Source organism: Methanocella paludicola SANAE (assembly GCF_000011005.1).
Taxonomy (GTDB): domain Archaea; phylum Halobacteriota; class Methanocellia; order Methanocellales; family Methanocellaceae; genus Methanocella; species Methanocella paludicola.
The window spans coordinates 1,114,697-1,128,573 of record NC_013665.1 but is presented as its reverse complement, the minus strand read 5'-3'; the positions used below and the strand labels follow the sequence as shown (position 1 = coordinate 1,128,573).

Genomic DNA, 13,877 nt, shown 5'->3' with positions numbered 1-13,877 from the left:
AGGAGTATAGTGATAAAATGGCTGAAGCTACCATCGAAGAGCTGGCCGGGTTCATCAGCGGCAACGTCAAGCGGAAGCAGATCGTCGACGTACTTGACAAGAACGGGGCTGAGACCGAAGAGGCCTTAGGAAAGCTGACCAGGGCGCCGAAGCTCTTGCTGGAAAAGGCGCTCAGGGACATGTCAGAGAAGGGCGTCATTAAAAAGCTAAAGGGCAAATACGAGCTCACGGAGAATGGCAGAGCAGCAGCGACTATCCTGCACGCTATACGCTAATTCTGTTCTTCTCCACTACAATTCCTTTTTTATTTTGTGCATGATATGCCTAAATATTTCCCCGAATCAGTTTATACTATCAAAAAAACCCCTAAATGCGCTCAATATATCGAGGAGGGTTAATTTCACAACCTATAAATAGAAGGATTCCAATTTATTTTATATCGAGGGCCGTTAAAACAACGGCAAGGAAAGGTGATTCAATGGTAGCAAGAGAGAAAAAGAATTTCGGCTTACTCAACGAAAACGGGGAGGAGATAGGCACTTTCACCGGCGCCCAGCCCAGGGATGCCGCATTAAAGGTCGCGAACAAGAACATCACGAAGATCATACTCAGGGAAAAGGGCACGAAGAAGCTGCATTTCTTCAAGGGTGAGCGCAAGCAGGTCCCGAAGCCCGCGAACTCTCCGGCATGGCTGCCCGCTAAGATCTGGAAGGCCAGCGTCGAGAAGATCGGCATCAAGCATATCCAGTATAATGAGCTGGCCAGGAACCCGAAGGACGCTTTTAAGTTCCCTGCTAAGTAGATTTCACCGAGGGCGATTATCGCCCCCTCTTTTATTTTTATCTCGCATAAGATTTATCAGACATATCCGGCTATTCTGTAGTTATGAGCGGGGTCGTGATCGTTGGCGCTGGTATCGTTGGTGCGGGGATCGCCAGAGACCTCGCCCTGCGTGGTTTGCCTGTCACGGTTTTAGAGCGTGAGGCGCCTGCCGCCGGCGCTACCGGCCGGTGCCACGGGCTGTTGCATTCGGGCGCCCGCTACGCGGTTAAAGACCCTGCCGCGGCCGCCGAATGCGCCAGGGAGAACCTCATTCTAAAAGATATTGCGTCTCACTATGTGGAAGATACCGGCGGGCTGTTCGTTGCCACGAGCGATGATGAGGCGGCTTATGGGGATACGCTGTTAGCTGCTTGCGAAAAGGCTTCGATCCCGATGGAGGAGATATCTCCCGAAGATCCCCTTAATAAAAAGGCCGTACGGTGCATGAGGACCAACGATGCGGCCATTGACCCGTTCTTGCTCACACTTGCCAACCTCTATGAGGCCCGCTGCAACGGTGCCGCAATTCATACCAGGACGGGCGTGCAGTCGATCGCGGACAGCGGCGTCCGCCTGGATGACGGCCGTACGATAAGGGCCGACATAGTGATCAATGCTACAGGGCATGCCTGTGGGGCCATCAACAGGGACTTGCGCCTGTGCGTTCAGCCAGATAAAGGCACCATACTCGTAACGGAGCGGAGATTATGCGACGTGGTGCTCAACAGGATGAGGCCTCCCACGGACGGGGATATCATCGTCCCGAGCCACACGACGTCGCTCATAGGCACGACGTCTTCCTGCTCAACGAGCACAGTCCCAACGAGGGACGAGTACAGGGCGCTCATGCGAGAGGCTAAGGCCCTGCTGCCCGATAATAAGGAGATCAGGATAATCCGTGCCTTTTCGGGCGTACGGCCGCTTATCGGCAGCGGTGACGGCCGGTCCCTGTCAAGGGACTACAGGGTCGAGGAAGATGAAGGCGTTATTACGGTCGCAGGGGGCAAGCTGACGACATACCGGCTCATCGCTGAGACGGTATCGAATGCGGCCATGAGGCTCCTGGGCGAGAGGGGAGAATGCCGGACTAAGGCGGCCCTGCCCGACATAATGAAAGACCAGCCCGACGGAAGCCTGCTCTGTAATTGTGAGAGGGCCGCAGGCCGTATAATGGAGATGGATTTCATGAGGCCGGAGGACCTCTGGAAGTTCAACCGCGTGGGCTTCGGCACCTGTCAGGGCATGCGGTGCGCTAAGAATGCCGGCCGGGAGTTAGAATTACTGGAAGAGCGGTGGAAAGGCATTAAGCCCGTGCTCGACGAGATACAGTTGAAGCAGTCATACCTTTCATGGGCGGCGCAGATGTCGCAGAGGGATATACAGTGAAAACAAAATGGATCGCAGCGGCCGTTATTGTTATTCTGGCCTTGATCGGGGCGGCTTATTATTTGAGCACGCACGCGAACGGCAATGGAGAGATCAGCCGCGTTGACTTGATCGGCATGAAAGGCACGACGACCATCGACGTCGAGATCGCCGACACGCCGCAGGAGCAGCAGCACGGGCTCATGAGCCGGACGTCGCTAGGCGAGAGCAGCGGCATGTTGTTCATCTTCAGCGGCGACATGCCGAGGTCGTTCTGGATGCAGAACACTCCCCTGCCCCTGGACATGATATTCGTCGACAGCGGGCTCACCATTGTCGACATCAATCATAACGCCACCCCGTATAGTGAGAGCATATTCACGTCTGCAAAGCCGTGTAAGTACGTCGTCGAGGTCAACGGCGGTTTCTGCGAGGCACACGGCATAGCTATAGGCGATAAAATAAAAATCGACTCGGCTGTTGTGGGATAAACATTTTTCCCATTTTACTTTGGGCCTTCGTGGCGTGTCCTCAACCACAGAGACGCAGAGCCCACGGAGTTTCACAGAGACTTTTTTATAATTTGAGACAAAGAGGCCACAGAATAGGTTTTATTGGCTTACCCGGGGCACAGAGACTGTTGAGGCACGGTTGACCAATAAAAAACTTATCCGGTTTATCCCCGCCAGTGCCTCTAAAGACTCCGTGCCTTAGATAACTATAAACCCGTCCCCGTGCCCTCTGTGACCTCCATTATTAAAAAATCTCTGTGCGTCTCCCGTGCTCTCGGTGCCTCTGTGGTTGAGGACATGCCACGAAGGCATAACATGGAAATGTGAAAATTCGCATCGGCTAGACCAATTAATCACATAAAATGCACAAGATGAACCAAAAAATTATTGATCATTTATTGCGCTGTAGCGGGGCTGCTTCGACCACTTTTTCGCCGCGCAGGTTCTTTTTAATGTTGTCGATCTGTATGAGGCTGAAGATATCCCTAATATAGGTCAGCGTCTCTGGCAGTATCGATATGACCGCATATGAGATGACCACTAATGCAATAAGAGATCCCGCCTCAGCCAGTACATTATGAGCCCAGAAAAAGCTGGCATAGCTCGGCAGCTCGCCGGTCCACTCTACGATCATGTCCGGGGCGATCTGGAGCCACTGGTTGCCATAAGAAGTGATAACGAAGGTGTTCCTCACGACGTTTAAAACGTAGATGACCGGCACCGAGACCATGAACGCCTTGAACAGCCGGTCTGCGGGGGCGCGGATGCATCCCACGACACCCACGAAGAGCGCCATGCTCTGGATGGCGGTGCAGGCGAGGATGATCTCCACTTTGAGGCCGTTCAGCGTAACGATGTTGCCCGAAGCGGTCGCGTTGTTCCCCAGGGCGTTCACCGCGGCCAGCGTAATAGAGGTAGTGACCCCGATCAGCCAGTCTCCCAGCCAGGTGAAATACGCGAACGGGAAATAGAATATCGAGCTGATGGCGGCAGCCCGGGTAAGCACCATGAGCGACTCGCGCTCGTCCTTGACCATAACGTAGGCGAGGTAGAGCGTCACGGGTATGGCGAGGACGCAGGCGATGGTGTACATGATATTATGCTCGACCAGGTAGAACTCGGGCGTGGACAGGCCCCAGCGTAGCCCGAACAGTACCCAGCCTGCCGCTGCCACTTTGTAGCCGTACTTTTTAGGCAGGACGGCGCCCGCTATGATGATGAACAGCGATGCCCAGAGCATAATGTCAAGGAATTCCATCGAGATGACCACCCCTGATTAGGTCTTTAGCCTTCATAGACTTTTTGGCGCTTCGCCTCTTTGATGAGGGCTTTGAGGTGTTTTGCGGCGCCGGTCACGTCGTCCTGGCTGACCACGGCCGATATGACGGCTAATCCGTCCGCACCAGCGGAGATGGATTCTTTTGCGTTGTCCGGGCCGATACCGCCGATGACTATTACAGGGATCGATACGTGTTTTTTTACCCCGGTGATCAGGCCGAAACCGCACACGGGGCCGGCGTCTTTCTTTGAGCCGGTGTGGCAGATGGGGCCGAGCCCGATATAATCGGCGCCGTCCCGCTCAGCCTGCAAGGCCTCCTCGAGCGTGCCCGCCGATACTCCGATGATGAAGCCCGGAGGCGCCAGAGGCCGGGCAAGCTTCACCGGAATATCTTCCTGGCCCAGGTGGACGCCGTCGGCCTTTGAAGCGATAGCGATGTCGAGCCTGTCATTGACGATGAACAGCACACCTGCCTCTTTCGTCAGAGTGCGGATCTGGACTGCACATTCCATTAGCTCCTCGCCGCTCATGCTCTTATCCCTGAGCTGGATGACATCTGCACCACCGGCGATGGCTCTCCTGGCGATCTCAACGTGGGTCAGGCCCTTCGACAGGCCCTCATCGGTTATGACGTAAAGGTCGTATGCGGTCATGCTTCCCGTACCCGTGCGCCCTTTTCGAGCTCTTCGGGCGTCAGGCGATAAAGCTCGTCCAGCAGGGCGACCTTGAAGGATGCCGGGCCCCGGGATTGCGGAGCCGCTCTCTCGCCGGCCAGCCCGAACGAGGCGAACGCCGCAGCTGTAGCGGATAAATAGTCTTTAGAGACGGCCGTGAAGGCTCCGGCGAGGGATGCGGCCATGCAGCCAGTACCTGAGACCCGGCCCATCAGCGGGTGGCCGTTATCCACCAGCAATGCCTTATCTCCATCAGTGACTATATCTGTAGGCCCGCTGACGGCCACGATGATCCCCATATCTTTTGCGAACTTCTTCGCCACGGCAAGCGGCTCTCCGCTCATGCCTTGAGAGTCGACGCCCTTGATCTCGCCCCCGGCGCCTGCCAGCGTGGCGATCTCGGCCACATTGCCCTTGAGCACGGCGATATCCAGGTCGTGCAGGAGGCGCTGCGCGCTATAAGTCCGTAGCCTGGTCGCCCCGGCACCCACCGGGTCGAGAATGATGGGGACGCCGATATCGTTGGCTTTAACCCCCGCCCGGAGCATGGCGCCGACCTGAATGTCGTCCAGCGTGCCGATGTTCAGTACAAGGGCGCCCGCCATAGAGACCATCTCGGCGACTTCGTCGCCGGCGTGTGCCATGACCGGCGAGGCGCCGATGCATATGGTTGCGTTGGCGCAGTCGTTGACGGTAACATAATTGGTAATGTGATGCACGAGCGGCCTTTTTGCCCTGACTTCGGACAATAGTGACGCATATGTAGTTTTGGCCATGAATGAAACCTCGGATTAAATGGATGATAGCGACTTAAAAGATATAATTTACTATAAAGAAATGGAGCTTATTCGGCCCCTATTTCTTTCTAAGCTGTTGAGCTACGCCGACGATCAGCAGGATAACGATGGCTAGCACGATGCCCGTTACGATGATGCCGGTGGCCTGCGCTTCGCTAGTCCCCGGCTCAGGTGTAGCCGTCGGCACGGCGGTCGGCGTAGGAGTTGGCTCTACCGTGGGAGTCACGGTGGGCTCCACAGTCGGTGTTGCTGTAGGCGTTGCAGTGGGTTCAGCTGTCGCCGAAGGAGATGGAGTTGCAGTGACCGTCGCGGTAGGAGTCGCTACAGGGCCGGACGTCACCTGGAAGACCCGTTCGGTCGAGACACCGCTTGTCGCGCTACCGGCCGATATAGTCAGCTTCACGTTACCGGCCTTACCGGCAGTGACAGTATAGGTCGCGATACCGTTCGGGTCAGTAAGGACATAAGTGCCCATCTCGGCGGGGACGATAGAGGTATCGTTCGACAGGATATACACGCGGACGCCCTCGGACTTGAGCGGCCCGCCTTCGTAAAGTATCTGGACGGTGATGTTCTGAGCCGTGCCCGTGGAGAGCGTGCTCGTGTTGTCCACGAACACGATGCCGTTGGGCGCGAAGGGCGAGGTCTGGGCCTGCGCCAGCCCTGCCATGACAATAAAGCCTGCGAGCAGGATAAAAACGGACTTGCCTATCGATATTGATGTAATACCCTGTACCTCCGGTATATACTCAGTACTGAGGTAATAGAGATAAACCTTTTCTCATCATCGATGAAGAGATAGGGTTTTAGTGGGCCTTGATCTCTTCCCGCAGGCGGGCCATCGTGGTCTTAAGCTCGGCAAAGGCGTTGTGCTGGTGAATGCTCTCCTCGTTGACCTGCTTTAACGTAATGATGGCATCTTCCGGCAGTTCCGGGAATGAGGTAAGCACGTTCTTTGCCATGTCGCGCACGCAATCCTCGACGAACTTGGGGTTCTCGTGGGCGTTGGTGACGACTTCCATTTCGTCGGGCCTCTTGAGGAGCTCGAAGCTCGTGGTGCTCATGGACCGCTCGATGATGTCGATGATGGTGTCCAGCGGTGCGTTATAGTCGCCGGTGAACTCGATCGTGATCGTGCCGCGGCCGCGCTGGTTGTGCGTGGCCATGGGGATGCGGTCAAGGAACGTGTTGATCTTCACCTGCTCGATGCCCAGGTTTTGCAGCTCGGCCTCGGCCCTGGTCTTCATTAATTCCTGTGCGCACGGGCACGCGGTGATGCCGACGACCTCGGCGCCGATGACCTTCTTTACCTTGATGATGTCGTTCCGCTCGGCGACGGCCCTGGCAAATACCTTGACGACCTTCTGGGACATGACCTCGGTCTTGGGGGTCCTGCGCTTGACGATGAGCTCGCTGTCCATGTGGACTTCGGAGCGGGTAGCGTACTCGTGCCTGTTGAGTAAACGGCGGGCGACCTCGCCGCAGAGGTCTTCGATGTCGAAGACTGCGGACTTGACGCTCTCTTCGAGGACTTCGTCGATGACCTCGAAATTCCTGGAGAGGTTGGCGCCCCTGCGGTCAGAAGGCAGGTCGACGTACATGTTGAACGTCGAAATGAGAATGACCGGGCGCTTGTTCTGCCGCGCGACCTTGACAAGCTTTTTCACGTTCGTGACGCCTACGCGGGAGAGGTTTATGGCCACTTCCGATTTAGAGGCCTGAACATCGGGTAATATCATGATAGTATCACTTGTGTGAATGTTGAATATTCATGCAATTTATACGTTTTAATACTTTTTGGGCATAGGGAAAAGAGAAGTAAAATATATAGAGCCCCCAAATGTGGGGGTTCTATGCCTTATATCTTCTTAAAGCCGAACGATTCCATGAGAACGTCGGCGTCAACCTTGCCGGCGATGTACGTCTCGCCCGTGGAGATATCATTGACGACGACCTCGGCGGGGGCGAAGATAGACGTATCGATCTTATAGAAGTCGAACTTGGCCTCTTTGAACACGGTATAGAACGGCCTGCCATAGCTACTTGACGTCGACGAGGGCAGCTTCGGGACAAAGTCCTTGATGTTGCCGCCGTCCACGATAAGGGTGACGGTACCGTGGTAGATCGAGGCGTCGTTGGTGGTGCCCATGGCGACCGCAGAGTCCTTCTTGACCGGCGGGATCGGGGCGCTGCCGTAGGCGCTGACGATGTGCCGGGTGTCGAAGCCCATCTCATTCAGCTTGTAGATGGCCATCTCGACGACGCGGCCGGCGATCTGGACGGAGCCCACGGGGCTGTTGGTGGGGGCAACGATCGCGACGGTGTTAGACGCTTCAACGCCGCACTCGCTGGCGACGTAGTCCATGACCTTCTCGTTGGGGAGCGTGCTGGCCTCCAGAGCGATGACGGCGAAGTCGCTTTCGTCCTCGTACTCGATGACCTCGTAGGTGTGCTTCGGCTTGAGAGCCAGCGCACGGGCCGGGCCGCTGCCCATTGCGAAGAAGCCTTCCTGGTTGACCCTCCAGCCGGCCTTCTGGGCCGCGAGGCAGGCCAGCGTCGGGTAATCGGTGTATACTTCTATGAACGGGTAAAAGATCTCGTGCTTGAGCTTCTTGTGCGTGATAGCGGGCACCGCGAGCCCGCCCATGCAGACGTTGGTGAACGCCAGGCCGGCCTCATAGCCGCCCTTCGTGTTGACGCCGCAGTCGATGACGATCGAGTCGTTCCCCAGGGTGTGGATATCTACCTTGAAGTCCTCGGGGTAGTCGATCATTTCGCCGACGATCTCATAAGCGCGATCATTGATGCTAATGTCCTTATAATTGTTAGCCAGAATAATCACCAAAGTGTAATGGCGGCTATACGTTTTTAATTTTTCCCCATGCGCCTGCTAAAAAAAGGCTATTCTTTGACTTCGATGGTCATGCCCCTGTCGAGAGACAGTTTTGACCTGAGTTTCCTGGGCAGGATGATATAGCGGTTTTCCACGGGCTCGATGGGCGCCTCTTTCAGGGTGACGTGGTATTCCCGCCCGTCGGGCAGGACGAGGCTGGCATGTAAGGTCTGGAGCGACGCGAGCGTCTTCCTGTCCACCCAGGCGACGTCGCCTTCCTCGAGCGTTTCCAGCACCTGCTGGCGGGAGCGGTGCCTGAGCGCTGGTGTTTCGTCCGCGCTCATTGCCACCGATAGCCTGATGCCCTGGCGCTTCTGGACTGGCGGGACGGGCTGTGGCTTTGCCAGTACGGGCTTGACTTTGCCGGGTGCAGCTTTCGCCGGTTCTGGCTTTTCTTCGGGCGCTTTGGACGACACCGGGGCTGTGACTGGCGCCGGGGCAGCCGCTGGCGCAGGAGGCGCAACAGGCTCTACTGCGGGCTTTTCAGCCTTCGGCTTTACGACACTCTCGAGGAAGTATATCGCGGCGGACGTATTCTCCTTGAACCGGGCCATGTCCTTGACAGCACTTTCGCCGTTAGAGCGGCCTTCCGGCGACACGTAAGCAGCTCCTGCCCTCTTGCCATTATTAATGAACACGTAGGCCGTCGCCTTATCATCGTTAAGTTTTAGGATACTGGTGCTCCCCTCGCCCTCCAGGTAGCCGATGAGCAGCGCGGGGGTAAGGTATTTCCCGAGCGTCGTCTCGACCATGTTCTTAAGATCCTTATGGGCAAAGACCTGGACCAGCGCCGGGTCCAGCCGGTATGCCGACATCTTTCCCGGCACAGTAATGGCCTTGTTCTCGACGGCCTCGACCATCGCGTCGCCGATAGTGAGCCAGCGTTTCGCCTCATGGATGCCCGTGATCGGCCTGCCTCCCGAAAATACGATGGCCTCCTCAAAGTCGGGGAAGACGAAATGGACAATGCCGTCCACACCTTCGTCCTTAAGCTTCCCGGCCCGAGCATAGTACTCGTTTGAGCTTACGTTCTCGAAGAGAGGCTTATCCGATGGCAGGAGCATGGCCTATACCGCCGTAAGCGCGCTGGTGATGAAAAACAAGGCCGCCGCTATGTTCAGGATACTCGAGTAGATGTCCGCGTTGAGCACGAACGCCTGGAGGATACAGGCCAGGAGAAGCGCCCCGAAGCCCCACGTCAGGAAATAGAAGATCCGGAGCTTGTAAGAGTTATAAAGGTATATCGAGATGAGGATCAGTATGAGCTCAGCCGCGATGACCGCGAACGCCAGCATTTGAGTGATTTCCATAGCGATGACCTGTTTTGTATTAGTTTGTACTCATTTATGACTCTTTCTGTGCCCCGAGATAAGTATCAGGCCGCACTATGGCCAGTTATATAACCCCTCCTGCAAAAAGGTATTGAAGTGTTCGTGCAGGGCAAGCGCTACTGGTAAGCCTATATTTTCAGGTCGATGCCCACCGGGCAGTGGTCGGAACCCATGACGTCCGGCTCGATGAAGGCACCCTTCAAGTTCTTTTTGAGGTTATCGCTCACATAGAAATAGTCGATGCGCCACCCGACGTTCCGTTCCCTGGCTTTCGTAAAGGTGTCCCAGTAGGTGTAGTGGCCGCCGGCCTTCTCGAAAACCCGGAAGGTGTCGATAAAGCCGTGCGCCTCGAACTTGTCCATCCACTCCCGCTCCATCGGTAAGAACCCGGATTTTTTCGAGTTCTCCTTTGGGCGTGCGATGTCCAGCTCCGTATGGGCCGTGTTCACGTCGCCGCAAACGACGACTTTCCTTCCCTCTGCTTTCAGCTTATCCACATAGTCAAGGAAGGCGTCATAGAATCCCATCTTATAGTCCAGCCGCTCCTGAGACATCTTGCCGTTCGGGAAATAAATGCTCAGCAGCACGAACTTACCATAGTCGGCGATGATGGTGCGGCCTTCGATGTCGTACTTTTCGATGCCGAAGCCGTAGCTGACGCTCTTCGGCTCCTCCTTAGTGAACAGGGCGACGCCGCTATAGCCCTTCTTTTCGAGAGGTGACGTGCTGTAAAAATGATAACCGGGTATCCCGGTGACCTCAGGCGGCATCTGCTCTGCGGCAGCCTTCGTTTCCTGGATACAGACGATGTCCGCATCCTCCCTGCGAAGCCAGTCAACGAATCCCTTCTTAAGCACGGCCCGCAGGCCGTTCACATTCCAGCAAAGCATCCGCATGTTAAGCCTCGTCGGCAGACTTTCCGGCCGTACCCCAGTCCTCCTTCGGAATATCGTGGAGTATGACGGTGACAGCGCCGGCGGGCACGCCGTCCTTGACGAAGACGTCGGTGATGCCCTTTATGATATTTTTCTTCTGCTCCGGCGTTCGGCCGGCCCACATGTATACGTCGATCACTGGCATAATAGGAAAAATCGGCTTTACCCTATAAAAGGCTATGCTGCTTACCCATGCTGAAGTATTTAAGGTTGTAAAATAAAAATGAATTGATACTTATGCACGGCAACCCGGATGAAAAATGCTCCCCCGAAGAATGCGGCTTCATTGGTGACTGTACTGACGATACGAATTGCCCTCTCACCGGCAAAGAGGCCGGGACTTCTCCCGAAAAAGAGGTCGTCGCCCTTTATCGGACTTATCATGGCCAGGAGGGGCCGGTACTATCGCTCGCCGTCTCGCCGGACGGTAAGGCGGCCTTGTCAGGCGGTACCGACATGGTCGTGCGCCTCTGGGACCTGGAAAAGGGCGCTCAGCTTCATGCGTTCGAGGGCCACGTCAACGAGGTCAGCGCCGTGGCTTTTGCCGGAGGCGAAACGGCGGTCTCGGGCGGCTGGGATAACACGCTTCGGATCTGGGACCTGAAGGCTGGCGTCAGGAAGCACATCATCCGCGGCTTCGACTTTTACGTGCGCTCGGTCGCAGTGTCGGCCGACGGGCGTTATGCGCTGGCGGGCTGCGGCGATAAGACGGTAAGGTATATAGACCTCGAGACGGGCGATACCATTCAGAAGATAACCGGCCATAATAACGTCGTGAGCTGCGTTGCCTTCGCCGGTGACCTGGCCGTATCCGGAAGCTGGGATAAGTCGATCGCTCTCAACGAGGCCAGGACCGGCAAGTACATTCGCTCTTTCGACGGCCACGAGGGCTACGTTTATTCGATCGCCGTCCATGGAGACCGCCTGCTGTCGGGAAGCGGCGACATGACGGTAAAGTACTGGGACATCGGGACCGGCCAGTGCTTAAAAACATTAAAGGGCCACATGGACCATGTGAAAGCCGTAGCCTTTACGCCCGATGGAAAATACGCCGTCTCTGCGGGCGCCGATAAGTTCCTGAAAATATGGGACGTCGAGTCGGGGCAGTGCCTCCAGACCATACGGGCCCACGATGATACGATCAATACTGTGGCCGTGTCCCCGGACGGGCGCTTCGTACTTACGGGCAGCCGGGATAGGTCCATTAAGCGCTGGGAGTTCCTATAAATATTTTATTCATATCCCACGAGCGTCTCGACTATCCGGACATTCGGGTCAGAGACCTCGACCTGCAGGGGCACTGGCACATACGGGCATACCCAGTAGGTGACCGTCAGCCCTTTGTTATCCGATGCGGAGTACACGGTCACGGGTATCTTACTGCCGCTCGCCGTAGTAGCAGTACCGTTCTTAATGGCCCAGAAGGGCACGAAATAGTAGCTCAGGCCCACATCGGGGAGCGTGCCGATCTGCAGATTGGAGACGTCCCGGTCCTGGAAGAAGTCGCCCGTGGTGCCCTTTGCGTGCATTTTCAGTACGCCGTAGTTCTTCGGGTCGCTCCAGACGTCATAGGTGATATTCATGCCATTCCCCTCGGTGAGTATCTGCATGTACCTCGCGGGGGCGCCTCCGAAGGTGTCGTTCCTGACGTAGACGGTCATGTTCCAGGCGGAGGTCGCTCCGCCGGCGATCATGGTGACGTTATACATCCAGTGATGAACTTTATCGTAGTTGTAAAAATTGCCGCCTAGCGTGGTGTTCCTCAGGTCCTGGGCCTGGGACGAGCAGCCGGATACGGCGACAGCGCAGGCGATTAGCAGAAGTACGGCGGCACAGGCACGATTCAAATCACGACACCCAATACCAGTATAAATATACAAATATAAAAATATAGACAGGCATTTTTAACGGTATCAGGACATTAAATTAGAAGGCTGCCGGTCACAGGGCACCTTCGAGCTTCAGCAGCTTCCGCTTGACTTCCAGGCCGCCGGTAAACCCGCCCAGGCCGTTCGAGGCGACGACCCTGTGGCAGGGCAGCATGAGAGGTATCGGGTTGTGTGCCATGACGTTGCCGACCGCGCGTGCCGCCCCGGGCTTCCCTGCCGCGGCCGCGACCTCGCCATAGGTCATTGTCTCTCCCGCAGGGATCCTCGATATTGCCTCGAGTACCGAGCGCTGGAAGGGCGTCATGCCTTCGAGGTCGAACTTGTATCCGGAAAAGTCCCCCTGACCATTTTTAAAATACGTCTCAATGGAGCGTATGACTTTCGAGCCCACAGGCTTTTTAGCCGGCTTATTAGAAGTCATAGACAGGCTTTTAATAACGTTTTTATCATACTCGACGGTCACGTAGAGGCCCAGGTAATCAGAGTAAAGATAATCCAGCATAATAATTATGAGTATAATAGCATGATTACATATATCTTCTATCATGCCAATATTGTGGAGAAAGGGTCAAGAATGCTGGTAAGGAACGCATTTCCCGCCGACTTCACAAAGGTCGCCGAAAAGTCAAAGGAATGGGCGGACATCGTCATCGAGCGGGAGTCCATATATCACATATTCACGGAACACTTCCGGAGCACCTGCTTTATCGCAGAAGACAGGGGAGAGATGATCGGGTACATGCTCGGGTTCAGGTCCCAGTCCAGCCCCGACATAGCGCTGATACACCTCGTCCAGGTCGCGCCCCGCCTCAGGGGCAATGGCATCGGCCGGAGGATGTTCAAACAGTTCCAGGCTTCGGCCATTAAGATGGGCTGCAAGAAGATCATGACGCACACCCGGCCCGAGAACAATAGCTGTAACCGCTATTTCAAGGCTATGGGCTTCGAGGCCGTAGCGGGCGAGAACACGGTCGATGTAAACGGCATGCCCTGCGTAAAAGACTATAACGGCCCTGGCAAGCACCGGGTCGTCTGGGCAAAGGATATTTAATTGAGATTCCGAGATTTTATGGAAAAATTCTATCCTTTTCTCGTTATGCCTTCGTGGAGTGTCCTTAACCACAGAGGCGCAGAGCGCACGGAGTTTCACAGAGTTTTTTTAATAATTTGAGACACGGAGTACACAGAGCCCGGTTTATTGGCTTACCCGGGACACAGAGTTTATCGAGGCACGGTTGACCAATAAACAATTTAGCAGGTTTATCCTCGCCAGTGCCTCTAAGCACTCCGTGCCTCAGGAAAGTATAAACCCGTCTCCGTGCCCTCTGAGCCTCCATCTATAAGAAAACTCTGTGAAACTCGGCGCTCTCCATGTCCCTG

At 55.7% G+C, this 13,877-nt stretch carries 18 protein-coding genes; 6 read left to right on the top strand and 12 right to left on the bottom strand.

Annotated features, from left to right (window positions below; translation table 11 throughout):
- Nucleotides 1-17: 17 nt before the first annotated feature.
- From MCP_RS05800 to MCP_RS05785, 4 genes are all read left to right on the top strand, one after another.
- Complete coding sequence (locus MCP_RS05800) at nt 18-275, top strand: hypothetical protein (RefSeq protein WP_012899892.1); 258 nt, start codon at nt 18-20, stop codon at nt 273-275.
- 203 nt (nt 276-478) lie between these two features.
- Nucleotides 479-802 carry a non-histone chromosomal MC1 family protein gene (locus MCP_RS05795; RefSeq protein ID WP_012899891.1) on the top strand — a complete coding sequence of 108 codons (324 nt, stop codon included), beginning with the start codon at nt 479-481 and terminating at the stop codon, nt 800-802.
- 83 nt (nt 803-885) lie between these two features.
- Nucleotides 886-2,208 (top strand): FAD-dependent oxidoreductase, encoded by a 1,323-nt coding sequence (locus MCP_RS05790; RefSeq protein WP_012899890.1) that lies wholly within the window; start codon nt 886-888, stop codon nt 2,206-2,208.
- The gene (locus MCP_RS05785; RefSeq protein WP_012899889.1) at nt 2,205-2,678 is read left to right on the top strand and encodes a DUF192 domain-containing protein; all 474 of its coding nucleotides are present in this window, start codon (nt 2,205-2,207) and stop codon (nt 2,676-2,678) included. The genes MCP_RS05790 and MCP_RS05785 overlap by 4 nt, the downstream gene beginning before the upstream one ends.
- 412 nt (nt 2,679-3,090) lie before the next feature.
- On the opposite strand, the gene artA is transcribed toward MCP_RS05785, so the two are convergent.
- From artA to MCP_RS05735, 10 genes are all read right to left on the bottom strand, one after another.
- Entirely contained in the window at nt 3,091-3,957 is an 867-nt protein-coding gene (gene artA, locus MCP_RS05780; RefSeq protein ID WP_128859956.1) for an archaeosortase A, read from the bottom strand.
- A 26-nt stretch (nt 3,958-3,983) separates the two neighbouring features.
- Nucleotides 3,984-4,631 carry a thiamine phosphate synthase gene (gene thiE / locus MCP_RS05775; RefSeq protein ID WP_012899887.1) on the bottom strand — a complete coding sequence of 216 codons (648 nt, stop codon included), beginning with the start codon at nt 4,629-4,631 and terminating at the stop codon, nt 3,984-3,986.
- Nucleotides 4,628-5,428 (bottom strand): hydroxyethylthiazole kinase, encoded by an 801-nt coding sequence (thiM, locus tag MCP_RS05770; protein WP_012899886.1) that lies wholly within the window; start codon nt 5,426-5,428, stop codon nt 4,628-4,630. The genes thiE and thiM overlap by 4 nt, the downstream gene beginning before the upstream one ends.
- Nucleotides 5,429-5,507: 79 nt before the next feature.
- The gene (locus MCP_RS05765) at nt 5,508-6,119 is read right to left on the bottom strand and encodes a hypothetical protein (RefSeq protein WP_012899885.1); all 612 of its coding nucleotides are present in this window, start codon (nt 6,117-6,119) and stop codon (nt 5,508-5,510) included.
- Nucleotides 6,120-6,255: 136 nt separating this feature from the next.
- The gene (mptA, locus tag MCP_RS05760) at nt 6,256-7,188 is read right to left on the bottom strand and encodes a GTP cyclohydrolase MptA (RefSeq protein ID WP_012899884.1); all 933 of its coding nucleotides are present in this window, start codon (nt 7,186-7,188) and stop codon (nt 6,256-6,258) included.
- A gap of 119 nt (nt 7,189-7,307) precedes the next feature.
- Complete coding sequence (gene mch, locus MCP_RS05755) at nt 7,308-8,291, bottom strand: methenyltetrahydromethanopterin cyclohydrolase (RefSeq protein WP_012899883.1); 984 nt, start codon at nt 8,289-8,291, stop codon at nt 7,308-7,310.
- A 59-nt stretch (nt 8,292-8,350) separates the two neighbouring features.
- Nucleotides 8,351-9,406, bottom strand: a complete 1,056-nt coding sequence (locus MCP_RS05750) for a hypothetical protein (RefSeq protein ID WP_012899882.1) — start codon at nt 9,404-9,406, stop codon at nt 8,351-8,353.
- Nucleotides 9,407-9,409: 3 nt separating this feature from the next.
- Nucleotides 9,410-9,652 (bottom strand): hypothetical protein, encoded by a 243-nt coding sequence (locus tag MCP_RS05745; protein WP_012899881.1) that lies wholly within the window; start codon nt 9,650-9,652, stop codon nt 9,410-9,412.
- A 149-nt stretch (nt 9,653-9,801) separates the two neighbouring features.
- Nucleotides 9,802-10,569 carry an exodeoxyribonuclease III gene (locus MCP_RS05740; protein WP_012899880.1) on the bottom strand — a complete coding sequence of 256 codons (768 nt, stop codon included), beginning with the start codon at nt 10,567-10,569 and terminating at the stop codon, nt 9,802-9,804.
- A 1-nt stretch (nt 10,570) separates the two neighbouring features.
- Nucleotides 10,571-10,753 carry a tautomerase family protein gene (locus MCP_RS05735; protein WP_012899879.1) on the bottom strand — a complete coding sequence of 61 codons (183 nt, stop codon included), beginning with the start codon at nt 10,751-10,753 and terminating at the stop codon, nt 10,571-10,573.
- 92 nt (nt 10,754-10,845) lie between these two features.
- Between MCP_RS05735 and MCP_RS05730 the strand changes: the two genes are divergently transcribed.
- Nucleotides 10,846-11,835: a WD40 repeat domain-containing protein gene (locus MCP_RS05730; RefSeq protein ID WP_012899878.1), complete on the top strand. Its 990-nt coding sequence runs from the start codon at nt 10,846-10,848 to the stop codon at nt 11,833-11,835.
- Between the two features lie 5 nt (nt 11,836-11,840).
- Here MCP_RS05730 and MCP_RS05725 read toward each other — a convergent pair whose 3' ends face one another.
- Both MCP_RS05725 and MCP_RS05720 read right to left on the bottom strand, forming a co-directional pair.
- Nucleotides 11,841-12,455, bottom strand: coding sequence for a hypothetical protein (locus MCP_RS05725; protein ID WP_012899877.1), 615 nt, complete (start codon nt 12,453-12,455; stop codon nt 11,841-11,843).
- A gap of 94 nt (nt 12,456-12,549) precedes the next feature.
- On the bottom strand, nt 12,550-12,999 hold the full coding sequence (locus MCP_RS05720) for a methylated-DNA--[protein]-cysteine S-methyltransferase (protein WP_128859954.1): 450 nt from the start codon (nt 12,997-12,999) through the stop codon (nt 12,550-12,552).
- 72 nt (nt 13,000-13,071) lie between these two features.
- On the opposite strand from MCP_RS05720, the gene MCP_RS05715 reads away from it, so the two are divergent.
- The gene (locus tag MCP_RS05715; RefSeq protein WP_012899875.1) at nt 13,072-13,548 is read left to right on the top strand and encodes a GNAT family N-acetyltransferase; all 477 of its coding nucleotides are present in this window, start codon (nt 13,072-13,074) and stop codon (nt 13,546-13,548) included.
- Nucleotides 13,549-13,877 lie beyond the last annotated feature (329 nt).